This window comes from Streptomyces sp. SM1 (assembly GCF_002910825.1).
GTDB lineage: Bacteria > Actinomycetota > Actinomycetes > Streptomycetales > Streptomycetaceae > Streptomyces > Streptomyces okerensis.
The window spans coordinates 1-15,693 of sequence record NZ_NEUB01001045.1; the positions used below are offsets into that span (position 1 = coordinate 1).

Genomic DNA, 15,693 nt, shown 5'->3' on the forward strand with positions numbered 1-15,693 from the left:
CGCGGCGGCAGCCGAGACGGCCCCCGACACGGCGGAAGCCACCGAGGCCAAGCCGCGCCGCGCCCGCAAGGCCGCCGGGGCGGACCCTGCCGTCACGGTCGACATCCCGGCGCAGACGGCCGCGGAGGCCGAGGTGGCGGAGGTCAAGCCGCGCCGGACGCGGAAGACCGCCGCCAAGAAGGCCGAGACCGCCGTCGACACCGCCGAGACCGCCGAGGCCAAGCCGCGACGGACCCGCAAGATCGCGGCGGCAGCCGAGACGGCCCCCGACACGGCGGAAGCCACCGAGGCCAGGCCGCGCCGCGCCCGCAAGGCCGCCGCCGAGATTCCCGCACAGTCCGCGCCGGAGTCGGAGGCCGTGGGCGAGGCGAAGCCCAGGGTCCGCCGCGCTCGGAAGGCCACGGCCGCCGCGGAGCCCGCGGAAGGCTGACGCACGACGCCGACGGCCCGGTCCCCCACCCGTGGGGGGGCCGGGCCGTCGGCGTGTGCGCGGCCGCTACCCTCACCCACGTGACCAGCGACTCCGCCCCCGCCCCGCCCTCCGGCACCCCGGCCCGCCGACTCCGCACCGACCGCGGTGAGTTCGCCGTCGTGGACGTGCCACCGGCCGACGGGGTCGCGGCGCGGGGAACCGCGTTGCTGCTGCCCGGATACACCGGCAGCAAGGAGGACTTCGCGCCGGTGCACACGTTGCTGGCGGCGCGCGGCTACCGCACGGTCGCTGTGGACGGGCGGGGGCAGTACCAGTCGGACGGACCCGCGGACGACGAATCCGTCTACGCTCAGGCGGAGTTGGCGCGTGATGTGCTCGCGCAGGCGGAGGCGCTCGGTACGCCGGTGCATCTCGTCGGCCACTCGCTCGGCGGCCAGATCGCCCGTGCGGCCGTCCTCCTCGACCACTCCCCCTTCCGCTCGCTCACCCTCGTCTCCTCCGGTCCCGCGCGGATCTCCGTCTCCCAGGAGCAGCGGGTGAAGCTGCTTCGGGACGCGCTCGCGGTGATGTCCATGGCGGAGTGCTGGGAGGCGATCCTGGCCATGGGACCGCCGGAGGAGGTGGGCGGGCCGGCTCGCGGGGCCGGTGGCCAGGAGTGGCTGCGGAGCCGCTGGCTGGGCACCCGGCCGGCGCAACTGCTGGCCACCGGGCGTCAGTTGTGCGACGAACCGGACCGGGTCGCCGAACTGGCCGCCGTACCGCTGCCGTTCCACGTCCTGTCGGGTGAGCGCGACGACACCTGGCCGGTGCCGGACCTCGACGGGATGGCCCGGCGGCTGCGGGCGCACCGCACCGTCGTCGAGGGAGCCGAGCACTCACCCGCCGTCGACCGCCCCGCTCCGACCGCCGACGCCCTCGCCGGCTTCTGGGACGCCCGGCGTTCCGGCTAGTACTGCGCCTGCAGGTGGTCCCAGAAGCCGTCGCGCAGGGAACGCCGCAGGTCGGCCTGGCCGCGCAGGGAGTACTGGAGCAGCCCCTCCGCCTCCACCAGCAGGTCCTGATCGACGGACCCGGGCAGATAGGGGTGGCCGGGGAGCAGTTCCACCATGGTCCCCCGGCCGCGGGCGACCAGCCACTTCGCGGCGATCTGCGCGCCGACGAACCGGACGTCCTCACGGGTGGGCCGACCCGTGCTGCGCTCGTACGCGGGTGCCGTGCGGCGGGAGACGTAGGGCTTGAAGAAATCCAGGTCCAGGGTGCGCTGGCTGTCGACCTCCCAGAGCAGCGGCTCGGCCTGGTTACGGCCCTCGGGGGCTTCGATGCCCCAGAGGTGGACCCTCGCGCCGTATCCCTGTGCCGCCTCGACCGCCGAGACCAGGTCCTCGTCGCCGCCGAGCAGGGCGGCGTCACTGATGGCCCGGTGCCGGGCAAGTGACTCCAGATCGGTGCGGATCAGGGAGTCGACGCCCTTCTGCTGGTTGTTGGCGTTGAGGTTGCCGAGGCGGACCTTGACGTCGGGGAGTTCGGCGATGGTCTGCTGTTCGGCGGTGTGGATGCGGCGGCGGGCCCCGTCGTACCAGTAGACGCGCAGCAGCCTGCTGTCGGCGAAGATGGTGCGGGCCCGGTCGATGAGCGCGTCGATGAGTCCCTCGGCGTCGAGGTCGAAGGCCCGGCGGTCCTCCGTACCGGTGACGAGTCGCCCCGCGGCGGCGTACAGGTACCCGGCGTCGACGAAGATCGCATGGGTCGAGGGTGTCTTCGCCACCTCGGCGAGCATGCGCTGGAGCAGTTCGTTCGTGCGGTCGATGCGGGCGTGCAGGGCCGCGAGGTCTTCGTTCATCACCTCCATTGTCCCGGTGGTCACGCTGCGAACACAACCGGTCCCGGTCGGTCTCCTTCGAAACCCTTACTCGTCAGTATTTAGCCATTCGAAAATTTTCTTTAGCGTAGGGAATGTTTGCACCACGCGCCCCGTTGAACCCTTCAGGGAACGCGGGCCCGACCTGCCCGTGCGCCACCACCGAGTAGTTCTCCTCCAGGAGGATTGACCAGACGAAGGGAGAAGCCCTTGCGCTTCGAAATCATGCGACTCGACGACGTCGACGGCACACCCGTGGACTCGACCGTCGTAGACGCCGCCTCCGTCAACCGCATCGTGCAGCAGGCCGCCGCCATCGGGCAGCGCCTGTGGATCCGCCCGGCCGACACACCGGCCACATAACGCTCGTCACCGGGCACACCGGCCACACGGCCCGGGACCCGGTGTACACGTACGGGAACCCCCGCACCGCCATCGGTACGGGGGTTCCGCGCGTCCGGGAGCCCCGTCAGCCGCCCTGGACCACCTGGGTGACCCCGTTGATGATCTGCTGCACGGCGATCGCGGCGAGCATCATGCCGGCCAGCCGCGTCACCAGGACCACCCCGCCGTCCTTGATCACCCGGATGATCAGCAGCGAGTAGCGCATCACGAGCCACAGCACCACGTGGATGGCGACGATCGCCGACCACACCGAGACCTGCCCGGTGACACCGTCGGCCTTCTGTACGGCCAGGATGACCGACACGATCGCGCCCGGCCCCGCCAGCAGCGGCATGCCCAGCGGGACCAGCGCGACGTTGACGTCCTTGGTCTGCTTGGGCTCGTCGGTCTTGCCGGTGAGCAGGTCGAGCGCGATCAGCAGAAGGAGCAGACCGCCCGCGATCATCAGGGCGGGCACCGACACGTGCAGGTAGGCGAGGATCTGGTGGCCGAGCAGCCCGAAGACGGTGATCACGCCACCGGCCACACAGACGGCCTGGAAGGCCATCCGCTTCTGCATTTTGGCGGGCCGGCCCGCGGTCAGGCCGAGGAAGATCGGGGTGATCCCGGGGGGATCCATGATGACGAAGAGGGTCAGGAAGAGGGAGCCGAAGACGGCGACGTCGAGCATGACTGCCTTGCTGAAGAACCGATGAGGGACGCACGGGGACACGCACGGGACGCACGAGGACGTGCGACGCCGTACGGGGACGTGCGTGCGTGCGTGTACGAGGGCGTACGGGGGCCGCACGCGGCGCCACCGCGCACACGGGGGTGAGGCGGGCGTACGCGGTACGGGAGGGCGCGTACGGAAGACGACCGGCCGGGGGGGGCGGGGCTCAGACTCCGCCGGCCCCCGGCACCGGGAACGCCCCGTTCGCGCGGCGGGTGATCTCGCCGTAGACCTCGGGGTCCGTCGTGAACTCGCCGAGGACGCAGGTCTTGCGGCTGCCGTGGTAGTCGCTGGACCCGGTGACCAGGATCCCCAGTTCCTTCGCCAGGCCGCGCAGCCGCGCCCGGGTGTCGGGCTCGTGGTCCATGTGGTCGACCTCGATGCCGTCGAGCCCGGCCTCGGCGAGCGCGGCGATCGCGGACTCCGGCACGGTCCGGCCGCGCTTGCTCGCGGCGGGGTGCGCGAAGACGGCGACGCCACCCGCGTCCTTGACCAGCCGCAGGGCCTCGAACGGGTCGGTCTCGTGCTTCTCCATGTACGCGCGTCCGCCGTCGGCCAGCCACTCCTGGGTGAAGGCGTCGCTCACGGTCGGCACCACACCCAGTTCGACCAGCGCGGAGGCCACGTGCGGACGCCCCACCGAGCCGTCGCCGGCGATCCGCGCGACCTGCTCCCAGGTGACCGGCACGCCCAGCGCGTTCAGCTTGGCGATCATGCCCTTGGCCCGGGGGACGCGGTCGTCCCGGACCAGTTCGCGCTCGGCGAGCAGCGCGGGGTCATCGGGGTCGAAGAGGTAGGCCAGCATGTGCATGCCGATGCCGTCGAGCCGGCAGGAGAGTTCGGCGCCGGTGACCAGGGTGAGGCCGGCCGGCAGCACGGAGAGCGCCTCGGCGTGCCCGCGGGTGGTGTCGTGGTCGGTCAGCGCGACGACGTCGAGACCGGCGGCCGCGGCCTTGCGGACCAGGTCGGCGGGCGTGTCCGTACCGTCGGACGCGGTGGAGTGGGTGTGCAGGTCGATACGCACGACGCGGTACTCCAAGCGGTGACGGACGGATGGGGACGCTCCAGGATAACCGGATTCCCACCGCCTCCTGTCACACCCGAAACGGCGGTGCGCCCCCTACCGGCCCTCCCCGCGGCTCCTACGTCTCCAGCAGTCGCGGGGAGAGCGCCCCGCACGGCACCAGTTCCACCTCGGCACCGGCGTCGCGCAGGTCGGTGAGGACCAGTTCGTCGTACATCAGCAGCCCGGACCGCTCCGGCCACACCACCGCCCACAGCCACATGCCGAGCGCCTCGCCCGCGAACACCGCGCGGTCGTCGGGCGCCCCGGAGACGTGCCAGAGCGGAGTCGGGCGGCCGGCGGCCAGCACCTTGGCCTGGGGCGGCTTCTCGACGTCCATGTACGGCCCCGGGTCCGGGCCGTCGATGCCCGCATACCGCGCGCCGAGGCCGACGCCGAGCTCCTCGGCGACCAGGATCAGCTCACCCATGCCGCCGAGCGGTCCGGGACCGGTGCACGCGACCGCGGTCGCCCGGCCCCCGCTGCGGTCGTCGCCCGCACTGGCCACACCGGTGAACAGCCAGCCGACCGGGAGCGGCCAGGGCATCCACACCGGCACCTTCGTACGGTGCACGACGACTTCGAGGGCCTCGACGCTCGGCGGTATCACGGGCTGCAAAGGGTGCACGGTGCCGTGCGCGTCGCACTGCCAGGCATCCGAGAAGAGGCCGGGAGCCCTGATCCGGCCACCGCACTTCGGGCAACTGGGTTCGCCCCTCATAGAGCCCCACGGTCCTAGGTCTGCCGCGCCACGTCAAGGACGATCACCCGTCCGGACGGAACGGACGGGAAAACCGCGTGCGCCTCGCATCGGCCACCGCGGACATTCCTGCCGTGCGCACGTCACCTCCGCAGCGCCCCTGTGACGGGCCCCCGCCACGACCCCGCCCCACGTCACCAAGCAACCGGCACGAGAAGGCCGTTGGTGACCCGACTCACTCCAGGGGCACGGACTTCCGGGACGGATCCCGCAGATCCGTGCCCTGGTTCAGCCAGCGTTCCTGGAGTGCCTGGGCGCCGTGCACCCGCTTCCAGGCGGCCTCGTTCGGGGTCATCGGCAGCAGCGGCAGGAACCGTACGGGGTCCATGGGCCCGTCGAGCTCCAGGTCCTCCACCAGACCGCCCGGCTCGGCCACCAGCACCGAGGTGAAGGGCGCGCCGGGCCACAGCGGTCCGCCCACGTCGAGCGAGGCACCGGGGGCCACGACAACCCCCTCGACCTGCGGGGACGCGGCCAGCACGGCGAGCGGGCGGAGCACCTTCCCGGTGTCCGCGACGCCGGCCCGCACGGACAGCACCAGCTCGACGCGCGGCCCCTCGACCGGGTCAGCGACCGCCGACGTGGGGTCGGTCATGGGCTGCGCGGACATGCCGAGGGTGGCGTAGCGCACGATGTCGCCCTCGTGGAAGCGGAGCACCTCGATGCGGTCCGTGCCCAGGAAGGTGACCGCCGCGCGCGCGTCCGGTTCGCCCAGCGCCGTACGCAGCCGGGCCTCGACCAGAGGGAGAACATCAGCCATGCGGCGAGCATAGAACTCGTCGGGACCGGGCAAAGCAGAGCCTTGACACGGCAGTCGGCTGATACGCTTGGCCGGTGGTTTCGGGCAGCACGCCGAGGCGTCCCGATCAAGTCCCGAACGCCTGTACGACTCTCCCCACTCGAGGGGAAATCCCTCAGGGGATCGTGGATCGTCCCTCACGAGGGACCGGCCGGAGGAGGTGGGGCTGGCATGGACCGAAGTCGACCGTGCAGTATCACCCGCTCTTCCGCCCGCTGATGTAGCTGCTCCCTGTCCGGCTGCCTTTCGCCCTCGCGCGTCTTCATCGGTCCTCATCGGAAGAGCACTTCGTCTCGTTCCGCCTGATCTGCCCCAGTAGCTGAATCAGCGACGAAGCTCGCCACCGCGACGGTGCGGTGCTCCCCGCTTTGTGGACGCGCCAAACATCCGCAGTCCAGGACGTCCTGATTCCGGGTTGTTCCACCCGTCGTTCCGGCGCCTCTCGTTGCCTGCCCGCGAAGGAGCCCGCCATGTCGATGATCCGCGACCTGCGCGCCGTGGTCCGTCCCTCCTCCCGCATCTCGCTGGGCAAGGAGAGCGGCCCGTACGACCCCACCCGCGACCCCGCGACGGGCACCGCCGTCGTCGACTGCGCCGTCTACCGCGACGGACGCCGCCTGGAGAACGGGGGCAGCCCGCTCACCCCGCAGGAGGCGATGCGGCTGGTGCGCCGCGACGGGGGTTTCGTGTGGATCGGCCTGCACGAGCCCAACGAGGCCGAATTCGCCGGTATCGCCCGGGAGTTCGGCCTGCACCCGCTGGCCGTGGAGGACGCCGTCCAGGCCCATCAGCGGCCCAAGCTGGAACGCTACGACGACTCGCTGTTCACGGTCTTCAAGACCGTCCACTACCTCGACCACGAGCGGCTCTCCGCCAGCAGCGAGGTCGTCGAGACCGGTGAGGTCATGTGCTTCACCGGACGGGACTTCTTCATCACCGTCCGGCACGGCGGCCAGGGGTCCCTGCGGGCCCTGAGGCACCGCCTGCAGGACGACCCCGAGCTGATGGCCAAGGGCCCCTCGGCCGTGCTGCACGCCATCGCCGACCACGTGGTGGACGGCTACATCGCGGTCGCCGACGCGATGCAGGACGACATCGACGAGGTCGAGACCAAGGTGTTCTCACCGGGCCGCAAGGGCACCCCGCGTGGTACGGACGCCGGTGAGATCTACCAACTCAAGCGTGAGGTGCTGGAGTTCAAGCGGGCCGTGGCGCCGCTGCTGCGGCCGATGCTGCTGCTGAGCGAGCGTCCGATGCGGCTGGTCGACCCGGAGATCCAGAAGTACTTCCGGGATGTCGCCGACCACGTGGCACGCGTGCAGGAGCAGGTCATCGGCTTCGACGAACTGCTGAACTCCATCCTCCAGGCCAACCTCGCCCAGGCCTCCGTGGCGCAGAACGAGGACATGCGGAAGATCACCTCGTGGGCCGCGATCATCGCCGTACCGACGATGGTGTGCGGGGTCTACGGGATGAACTTCGACTACATGCCGGAGACCCACTGGAAGTACGGCTACCCGGTGGTCCTCGGTGTCACGGTGGCCATCTGTCTGGGCATCCACCGCACGCTGAAGCGCAACGGCTGGCTCTGAGCGCCCCGGGAGCCCGTCGGCCCCCTGGATAGGCTGGCCCCATGACAAGTGAGCCGCTCGAGCGGGCCCTCATCGAGGAAGCCACGAAGAAGTCGGGACTCATCTGGGTCAAGGGGCCCGGCGTTCCCGCCCGCGCGCTGTGGCACGTGTGGCACGACGGTGCCGCGTGCGTGATCGGCGACGGGCCCGGGGAGCAGCCGCTGCCGGGGCTGACCGACGGCGGTCCGGCCGAGGTGACCGTGCGCAGCAAGGACAAGGGCGGCCGGCTGATCTCGTGGACCGCGACGGTCGTGGAACCGGCGCCCGGCTCCGAGGCATGGACGGCGACGGTGGCGGAGCTCAAGGGCAAGCGGCTCAACGCGCCCGACGCCGAGGCGATGCCCGAACGCTGGGCCCGTGAGTGCCGGGTGATGCGGCTGGAACCGACGGGGGCCACAGCACCCCTGCCCGACGGCTCCCTGGCCGAGGCGCCGCTGCCCACCCCGGTGACCACCCGGCAGCCGGCCCCGGCCGGACTGCCCAGACTGCTGCTGGGGAGGAAGCGGCGGCGCTAGAACCCAAGATCCTCGTCAGACTTCGGGTCACGACGTCGGGAGCTTCTCGCCGTAGTCCAGGGTGTCGTCCTTGGCCGGCTGCTTCAGGGGGAAGTCGGTGCCCCAGGCCGAGAAGGTGAGGGTGCCCGCCTTCCCGGCGCGCACCAGGCGTACGGGGTAGGGCTTGCCCTCGAGCGAGACGTCCAGGGTGCCCCCGGCGCCCTCGTCGCCGGTGACGCGGATGGTGCGTACGCCCGACTGCTCGTGGTGGCCGCCGGTGGCCAGCTTGCCGTGCAGGGTCAGCAGGCCGCCGAGCAGGACGCTCTTGTCGGTGAGGCCGATGAACTTCTGGTAGGACGGGTCGCCCTGCGGCACCTTCACGTACTTCGAGGCGAGCTTGTCGGCCGCCGCCGCGTCCGTCTCGCCGTCGCCCTCGCCCGCGTCCTTTCCTCCGCTCCCGCCGTCACCGTCGCCGCCGCCCCGTCCCCAGAACTCGGCGCCGGCCCTCAGGTAGAGCTCGTCGCCGACCCGCAGGAGGCGAAACGTCTCCCCCCCGGTGGTGACCGACCCGATGCCACCCTTCTCCTTCAGCCGCATGTCGAGCGTGTACGTGCGTCCGCTGGTGACCACGGTCCCGTGCAGCCGCACCGTGCCGACCGACGCGGCGGCCTTCTGCGCTCTGCTCTGGATCTGGTCGGCGGGCAGTCGGCCGACACCGTTGGTGCCCTCGTTCGGATCCTCGGAGCATCCCGTGAGCGCCACCCCCGTCACGAGCAGTGCGCACACGGCACCGGCCAGCGTGGCCCTGCGGGAACGGCCCTGGGAGATCGACATCACAGGTGGGTTGCCTCTCGTACGGGGGACCTGAACGGCGTACCGCAGAGTACCGGGGAGCGGAAGGCCGGGCGGAGCCAGTCCGTCCGGACCGGCCCTGGACGCACGGCCGATCGGGACGGGCTAGCCTGAAGCCCACCCGAGCGGGCAATCCCGGAGAACAGACGCAGCAGGCAGCACACGGCAACGAAAGACCCCGCACGCAAAGGAGCCGCCGCCATGGCAGCGGGTGCCCCCCGGTTCTTCGTCTCACATGTCTCCGGTGTCGCCGTCTTCGACCCGGCCGGCGACCAGGTGGGACGCGTGCGCGATCTGGTCGTCATCCTGCGGCCCGGCCGCCGCCCGCCGCGGCTGCTCGGTCTGGTGGTCGAACTCTCCACCCGGCGCCGCATCTTCCTGCCCATGACCCGGGTGACCGCCGTGCAGTCCGGCCAGGTCATCACCACGGGGGTGCTCAACGTGCGGCGCTTCGAGCAGCGTCCCACCGAGCGGCTGGTCTTCGGCGAACTCCTCGACCGGCGGGTGACGCTGGTGGAGAGCGGCGAGGAGGTCACCGTCCTGGACCTGTCGGTGCATCAGCTTCCCGCCCGCCGCGAGTGGGAGATCGACCGGGTCTTCGTGCGCAAGGGGAAGAAGGGCGGCGCGTTCCGGCGCGGCAAGGGGGAGGCGCTGACCGTGGAGTGGTCGGCGGTCACCGGCTTCTCCCTGGAGGAGCAGGGGCAGGGCGCCGAGAACCTGCTCGCCACGTTCGAGCAGCTGCGCCCCGCCGACCTCGCCAACGTCCTGCACCACCTCTCCGCCAAGCGGCGGGCGGAGGTCGCCGCCGCCCTCGACGTCGACCGGCTCGCCGACGTCCTGGAGGAGCTGCCCGAGGACGACCAGATCGAGATCCTCGGCAAGCTGAAGGAGGAGCGCGCCGCCGACGTCCTGGAGGCCATGGACCCCGACGACGCGGCCGACCTGCTCGGCGAACTGCCGGAGGAGGACAAGGAGCGGCTGCTGAGCCTGATGAAGCCCTCCGACGCGGCCGACATGCGGCGTCTGATGTCGTACGAGGAGCACACGGCGGGCGGTCTGATGACGACCGAGCCGATCGTGCTGCGGCCCGACGCCACCGTCGCGGACGCCCTCGCCCGTATCCGCGAGCCCGATCTCTCGCCCGCGCACGCCGCGCAGATCTACGTCTGCCGTCCGCCCGAGGAGACGCCCACCGGCAAGTACCTGGGCACGGTGCACTTCCAGCGGCTGCTGCGCGATCCCCCGTACACGCTGGTCGGCTCGATGCTGGACGAGGATCTGCAGGCTCTGGACCCGGACGCGGCGCTGCCCGTGGTCGCCGGGTTCTTCGCCACGTACGACATGGTGGCGGCGCCCGTGGTCGACGAGGCCGGCTCGCTGCTGGGGGCGGTGACGGTGGACGACGTACTGGACCACATGCTGCCCGACGACTGGCGGGAGACCGAGTTCCACCTGGACGAGGAGGTGGTGCCCGATGGCGGCTGAGCGCGAGGGCACGCGCGAGCGGCTGCCGGCGGGTGCCACGGCGGCCGGACGGCCCCGTACGCCCCGTCTGGACCAGCCGCGCCCTCCCAGGCGCCGGATCCTGCCCGAGTGGGACCCGGAGGCCTTCGGACGGCTGTCGGAGAGCGTCGCGCGGTTCCTGGGCACCGGGAAGTTCATCGTCTGGATGACGTTCGTCATCATCCTGTGGGTGCTGTGGAACGTGTCCGCGCCGAAGGAACTGCGCTTCGACGAGTATCCGTTCATCTTCCTGACCCTGGCGCTCTCCCTCCAGGCCTCCTACGCGGCCCCGCTGATCCTGCTCGCGCAGAACAGGCAGGACGACCGTGACCGGGTCAACCTGGAGCAGGACCGCAAGCAGAACGAGCGGTCGATCGCGGACACCGAGTACCTGACCCGGGAGATCGCCGCGCTGCGGATCGGGCTCGGGGAGGTGGCCACGCGGGACTGGATCCGCTCCGAGCTGCAGGACATGGCCAAGGAGATGGAGGCACGGCAGAACGGGCACAAGGACCAGCACGGCCCATACCCGGCGATGCGGGCCGAACGGCCGCCGGGACGTGACGCAGACGACCGCTGACGTACTTACCGGTGGGTGTACCCGGCGCCGTACCATCGTCGGTATGGCTACGGAAGACGCGGTGCGCGAAGCACTGGCGACGGTGAACGACCCCGAGATCAACCGGCCCATCACCGAGCTCGGCATGGTCAAATCGGTGGAGATCGGCGCGGACGGAGCGGTCGCGGTCACCGTGTACCTGACGGTCTCCGGCTGCCCCATGCGCGACACCATCACGCAGCGCGTGACGGACGCCGTCTCGGCGCTCGACGGTGTCACCCGGGTCGACGTGACGCTGGACGTCATGAGCGACGAACAGCGCAAGGAACTGGCGAACGCCCTGCGCGGCGGCCAGGCCGAGCGCGAGGTGCCCTTCGCCAAGCCGGGCAGCCTGACCCGGGTGTACGCGGTGGCGTCCGGCAAGGGCGGCGTCGGCAAGTCGTCGGTGACGGTGAACCTGGCGGCGGCGATGGCGGCCGACGGGCTGAAGGTCGGTGTCGTGGACGCCGACATCTACGGCCACTCGGTGCCGCGCATGCTGGGTGCCGACGGGCGTCCCACCCAGGTCGAGAACATGATCATGCCGCCGTCGGCGAACGGCGTGAAGGTCATCTCCATCGGCATGTTCACCCCGGGGAACGCGCCGGTGGTGTGGCGCGGCCCGATGCTGCACCGCGCGCTCCAGCAGTTCCTCGCGGACGTGTACTGGGGCGACCTGGACGTCCTGCTCCTCGACCTGCCGCCCGGCACCGGTGACATCGCGATCTCCGTGGCCCAGCTGGTGCCGAACGCCGAGATCCTGGTCGTCACCACGCCGCAGCAGGCGGCGGCCGAGGTGGCCGAGCGGGCCGGGTCCATCGCCGTGCAGACGCATCAGAAGATCGTCGGCGTGGTGGAGAACATGTCCGGGCTGCCCTGCCCGCACTGCGGCGAGATGGTCGACGTCTTCGGCACGGGCGGCGGCCAGTCGGTCGCCGACGGCCTGACCCGGACCACCGGTGCGAACGTTCCGGTGCTCGGCTCCATCCCGATCGACGTCCGGCTGCGCGAGGGCGGCGACGAGGGCAGGCCCGTGGTGCTGTCCGACCCGGACTCCCCCGCGGGTGCGGCGCTCCGCTCGATCGCCGGCAAGCTGGGCGGCCGGCAGCGCGGCCTGTCGGGCATGTCCCTGGGGCTCACCCCGCGCAACAAGTTCTGAGGCGTCGCAAGCGAAGGGCGCCGTCCGCGGGGACGGCGCCCTTCGGTGTGTCCGTGCTTCGGCGTACGTGCTCGGCTCACCGCGTGCGGATCGCCTCGCCCGGATCACCGCGTGCGGATCGCCTCGCCCGGATCACCGCGTGCGGCTCAGCGGGGTGCGGCTCAGTCGTCGTACCCGGCGATGTCCTTGATCACGGCGAAGCCGAGGCCGTACGCGCTCATTCCCCGGCCGTACGCGCCCACGTGCACGCCCGCCTGCGTGGAACCGGCGAGCACCCAGCCGAACTCGGACTCCCGGTAGTGGAACGGCGTCGGTACCCCGTCCACGGGCAGGGACAGCGTCGACCAGTCCTCGCCCTCCAGATCGTCGGCGAGCACCCAGGCCGTCTCCGTCTGCTGCTCCAGCCAGTCGTCGCGCAGGGAGTGGTCCATCTGGCCGGGCCAGGTGAAGGACAGCAGCCCCACGCCGGCGAGCCAGGCCGCGGAGGAGACCGAGGTCGCCTCCAGCAGACCGGTGCCGTCGGCGCTGCGGCGGACCGGGTTGGCGGCCACGGTCACCACGACCGCGAACTTCTCCTTGGCCTCCTGGTCACCACCGGCCGTGACCTCACTGCGCACCGACGGCTCGTCGCCGTGCCCGACCGATCCGTGCTCGACGGCGCCGTCGGCCGCCAGTCCGACCTGCATCAGCCAGCGGCGGCCCGTGAAGGCCTCGTCGAGTCCGTACCAGGGGAAGGGCGCACGCAGGTAGCCGTCGACGGTACGCCGGGCGGAGGGGACGTGTTGTCCGTCCTCCGCGGCCGGCGCCTGCGCGACTGCCGAACTCGTCGTCTCCATGTGCCGGGACGCCTCCTCGCTCTCGTCGGACCGGGCGGCCCGCCCCCCTTCGGGCGTACTCGTCCGCTCCGCACAACAACTCGGCAGCATAGCCACCCCGCGGCCACAGGCCGGGAAACCGCCCGGCGCGTGGGCCGCGCGGAGGCCCGGATCGGGCCGTACACAGCCCGAGTGGAGTATGAAACGCGTCACGTGTGCGAGGGCGTGAGCCCCCGGTACCCCTGGCTCAGGTGGCGTCCATGTCGAAGGGCGGGCGCTCCTCGGCCGCGGGACGCTCCGGCTTCTTGCTCATGTCCACACGGCCACCGGAGGAGCCGGACGAGGAAGAGGACGGGGACGCCGAGGGCGTGGCGGACTCCCCGTCGCGGCCGTGGACGGCGTCCGTGACCTCGGCCATCTCCTTCTTCAGGTCGAAGCCGCTCCGGATGTCCTTCAGCCCCAGGTCCTCGTTGTCCAGCTGCTTGCGGATGAACGTCTTGGGGTTGAGGTCCTCGAACTCGAAGTCCTTGAACTCGGGTCCCAGCTCCTGCCGGATGTCCTGCTTGGCACTGTCCGAGAAATCCCGAATCTTCCGGATCGTGCGGGTCACGTCCTGGATGACCTTGGGGAGCTTGTCCGGACCGAAGACGAGCACGGCGAGGACGATGAGCGTCACCAGCTCGAGCGGTCCTATGTCATTGAACACGTGAAGCTCCTCGCGATGCCTTCGGTCCTCGGCCCTCGGTGCCGGCCTGTGGTCTCCGTGGTCCGGGCCGGGTCCACGGTACCCGGCCGCCCCCCGCGGCCGGTACCGTCCCGTGCCTCCGCATGCCGCTCAGCCGCCGTCCGAGGAGCCGAGCACCAGCGACACCTTCCGCTCCTCGCCGCCGCGTTCCAGGGTGAGCTCCAGCCGGTCGCCGGGGCGGTGGGCCCGGGTCTTGACGATGAGCTCCTCGCCGGAGTGGACGCGCCGGCCGTCGATCTCCGTGATGACGTCCCCGGCCTTGATCCCGGCCCTGGCGCCGGGGCCGCCGGTGCTGACGGGGGGCCCGCCGTCATGGCCCTCGGCGGCGACGCGGGCGCCGTCGCCGCCGTACTCCATGTCGAGGGTGATGCCGATCACGGGGTGGACCGCCCGCCCCGTGTTGATCAGCTCCTCGGCGACGCGCTTGCCCTGGTTGACCGGGATGGCGAAGCCGAGGCCTATGGAACCGGCCTGACCGCCGTCCGGGTCTTCGCCGCCGCCGGCGGAGCGGATGGCCGAGTTGATGCCGATCACCCGGCCCCGGGCGTCGAGGAGGGGGCCACCGGAGTTGCCGGGGTTGATCGGCGCGTCGGTCTGCAGGGCGTCGACGTACGACACGTCGGTCCCGTCGCCGTTCTCGCCGCCGGCGGTGATGGGCCGCTCCCGGGCGCTGATGATGCCGGCGGTGACCGTGCCGGCCAGGTCGAAGGGGGCACCGATGGCGACGACGGGGTCGCCGACACGCACGTTGTCGGAGTTGCCGAGGGGCAGCGGGGCGAGCCCCCGGACACCCTTGACCTTCACGACGGCGAGGTCGTAGCCGGCGTCCCGGCCGACGACGGTGGCCTCGGCGGTGTCCCCGCTGTGGAAGGTGACGGTGATCTCGCCGTTCTCCCCGGCGGGCTCGACGACGTGGTCGTTGGTGAGGATGTGGCCGCGCTCGTCCAGCACGAAGCCGGTGCCGGTCCCGGCCGCTCCGGCACCGCTGACGTGCAGGGTGACGACGCTGGGCAGCGCCTGTGCGGCGATCCCGGCGACGCTGTCCGGGTCACGCCGGACATCCTCCCGGCCGGCCTGCGGCAGCTGCACGGTCCCGATGCCGCCGTTGCGCTCCAGATAGCCGCCGACGATTCCGCCGATGCCGCCGGAGACGAGCGCGAGCAGCAGCGCGCCCCCGACGACCGCCCGCCGGGCGCGCCTGCGGCGCCGCCTGCCGTCCATCGGGACGGGATCGGCCCGCTGCAACGGCGCACCGGCCGCGGCTGCCCACGGGTCGTAACGCCCCCAGGGATCGGCGGACACACCCTCCGCGCCCGCACCGGCAACCACAACCGGCGAAGACCCGGAAGCCTCCCCACCGTGCGCGGGAGCACCCCCCGCATACCCGTCCCCGACCGACGGCGCCACACCACCCGGCACACCGTGCGCGGGAGTACCCGTGGGATGCCCACCCCCGGCCGACGAAGCTGCACCGGCCACACCGTGCGCGGGAGCACCCCCCGCATACCCGTCCCCGACCGACGGCGCCACACCACCCGGCACACCGTGCGCGGGAGTACCCGTGGGGTGCTGTACAGGCGGCGCGGGCGCCCAGGGCCCAGGCTCACCGTACGGCGGGGTGCTGTACGGGTCGGGATCGTGCAACGGCCGCGCTGCCTGCCCGGCCCCCGGAGCACCGTCTGCGTCGTCCCGCCCGACGGAGTCACCGGCACCGGGTCCCTCCGCCCAACGGCCCTCGCCCTCGCCGGCGGACGGCGCGGACGCGGAAGCGGCGGGTACGGCAGACCCGTCGAGCCCTCCCGCGCCGGACACCGAGCCACCGGCCCCTGTCGCCCCCGGAACGCGGGGCTCGCCCTCGCCACCGGG

At 71.9% G+C, this 15,693-nt stretch carries 16 protein-coding genes and 1 pseudogene; 8 read left to right on the forward strand and 9 right to left on the reverse strand.

The features are described from left to right. Both B9S61_RS39130 and B9S61_RS39135 read left to right on the forward strand, forming a co-directional pair. A pseudogene (locus tag B9S61_RS39130) lies at window positions 1-430 on the forward strand (DEAD/DEAH box helicase); the annotation flags it as partial. 80 nt (window positions 431-510) lie between these two features. Next, on the forward strand, window positions 511-1,383 hold the full coding sequence (locus B9S61_RS39135) for an alpha/beta fold hydrolase (RefSeq protein WP_103546474.1): 873 nt from the start codon (window positions 511-513) through the stop codon (window positions 1,381-1,383). Here B9S61_RS39135 and B9S61_RS39140 read toward each other — a convergent pair. Next, window positions 1,380-2,282 carry an NYN domain-containing protein gene (locus tag B9S61_RS39140; RefSeq protein WP_103546496.1) on the reverse strand — a complete coding sequence of 301 codons (903 nt, stop codon included), beginning with the start codon at window positions 2,280-2,282 and terminating at the stop codon, window positions 1,380-1,382. The two genes, B9S61_RS39135 and B9S61_RS39140, sit on opposite strands and share 4 nt — an antisense overlap. Window positions 2,283-2,501: 219 nt before the next feature. Between B9S61_RS39140 and B9S61_RS39145 the strand changes: the two genes are divergently transcribed. After that, a complete protein-coding gene (locus tag B9S61_RS39145) occupies window positions 2,502-2,654 on the forward strand; it encodes a hypothetical protein (protein ID WP_103546476.1) in 153 nt (50 codons plus the stop codon). 106 nt (window positions 2,655-2,760) lie between these two features. Here B9S61_RS39145 and B9S61_RS39150 read toward each other — a convergent pair whose 3' ends face one another. The 4 genes from B9S61_RS39150 to B9S61_RS39165 all read right to left on the reverse strand — a co-directional run bounded on the left by B9S61_RS39150 (window position 2,761) and on the right by B9S61_RS39165 (window position 5,991). After that, window positions 2,761-3,366 (reverse strand): MarC family protein, encoded by a 606-nt coding sequence (locus B9S61_RS39150; protein ID WP_103546478.1) that lies wholly within the window; start codon window positions 3,364-3,366, stop codon window positions 2,761-2,763. 208 nt (window positions 3,367-3,574) lie between these two features. After that, the gene (locus tag B9S61_RS39155) at window positions 3,575-4,432 is read right to left on the reverse strand and encodes a PHP domain-containing protein (protein ID WP_103546499.1); all 858 of its coding nucleotides are present in this window, start codon (window positions 4,430-4,432) and stop codon (window positions 3,575-3,577) included. 118 nt (window positions 4,433-4,550) lie between these two features. Further along, complete coding sequence (locus B9S61_RS39160; protein ID WP_103546479.1) at window positions 4,551-5,192, reverse strand: DUF6758 family protein; 642 nt, start codon at window positions 5,190-5,192, stop codon at window positions 4,551-4,553. Window positions 5,193-5,406: 214 nt separating this feature from the next. Next, window positions 5,407-5,991: a suppressor of fused domain protein gene (locus tag B9S61_RS39165; RefSeq protein WP_103546481.1), complete on the reverse strand. Its 585-nt coding sequence runs from the start codon at window positions 5,989-5,991 to the stop codon at window positions 5,407-5,409. Window positions 5,992-6,500: 509 nt separating this feature from the next. Here B9S61_RS39165 and B9S61_RS39170 point away from each other — a divergent pair. Together B9S61_RS39170 and B9S61_RS39175 are read left to right on the forward strand one after the other, a co-directional pair. Continuing rightward, the gene (locus tag B9S61_RS39170; RefSeq protein WP_103546482.1) at window positions 6,501-7,622 is read left to right on the forward strand and encodes a magnesium and cobalt transport protein CorA; all 1,122 of its coding nucleotides are present in this window, start codon (window positions 6,501-6,503) and stop codon (window positions 7,620-7,622) included. A gap of 41 nt (window positions 7,623-7,663) precedes the next feature. Further along, window positions 7,664-8,176 carry a hypothetical protein gene (locus B9S61_RS39175; protein WP_103546484.1) on the forward strand — a complete coding sequence of 171 codons (513 nt, stop codon included), beginning with the start codon at window positions 7,664-7,666 and terminating at the stop codon, window positions 8,174-8,176. A 27-nt stretch (window positions 8,177-8,203) separates the two neighbouring features. Here B9S61_RS39175 and B9S61_RS39180 read toward each other — a convergent pair whose 3' ends face one another. After that, window positions 8,204-8,992, reverse strand: a complete 789-nt coding sequence (locus B9S61_RS39180; protein ID WP_103546485.1) for a hypothetical protein — start codon at window positions 8,990-8,992, stop codon at window positions 8,204-8,206. A 216-nt stretch (window positions 8,993-9,208) separates the two neighbouring features. Between B9S61_RS39180 and B9S61_RS39185 the strand changes: the two genes are divergently transcribed. From B9S61_RS39185 to B9S61_RS39195, 3 genes are read left to right on the forward strand one after another with little or no spacing between them, the layout of a single operon-like run. After that, window positions 9,209-10,492 (forward strand): magnesium transporter MgtE N-terminal domain-containing protein, encoded by a 1,284-nt coding sequence (locus B9S61_RS39185; protein ID WP_103546487.1) that lies wholly within the window; start codon window positions 9,209-9,211, stop codon window positions 10,490-10,492. Beyond that, window positions 10,482-11,090, forward strand: a complete 609-nt coding sequence (locus B9S61_RS39190; protein WP_103546488.1) for a DUF1003 domain-containing protein — start codon at window positions 10,482-10,484, stop codon at window positions 11,088-11,090. Before B9S61_RS39185 ends, B9S61_RS39190 begins: the two co-directional genes overlap by 11 nt. A gap of 43 nt (window positions 11,091-11,133) precedes the next feature. Continuing rightward, complete coding sequence (locus B9S61_RS39195; protein WP_103546490.1) at window positions 11,134-12,267, forward strand: Mrp/NBP35 family ATP-binding protein; 1,134 nt, start codon at window positions 11,134-11,136, stop codon at window positions 12,265-12,267. Window positions 12,268-12,428: 161 nt separating this feature from the next. Here the strand turns inward: B9S61_RS39195 and B9S61_RS39200 are convergent, their stop codons facing one another. The 3 genes from B9S61_RS39200 to B9S61_RS39210 form a co-directional block, all read right to left on the reverse strand. After that, entirely contained in the window at window positions 12,429-13,103 is a 675-nt protein-coding gene (locus tag B9S61_RS39200) for a hypothetical protein (RefSeq protein ID WP_103546492.1), read from the reverse strand. 226 nt (window positions 13,104-13,329) lie between these two features. Next, entirely contained in the window at window positions 13,330-13,788 is a 459-nt protein-coding gene (locus B9S61_RS39205) for a sec-independent translocase (protein WP_103546493.1), read from the reverse strand. Window positions 13,789-13,917: 129 nt separating this feature from the next. Beyond that, on the reverse strand, window positions 13,918-15,639 hold the full coding sequence (locus B9S61_RS39210; protein WP_103546495.1) for a trypsin-like peptidase domain-containing protein: 1,722 nt from the start codon (window positions 15,637-15,639) through the stop codon (window positions 13,918-13,920). Between the last annotated feature and the right edge of the window lie 54 nt (window positions 15,640-15,693).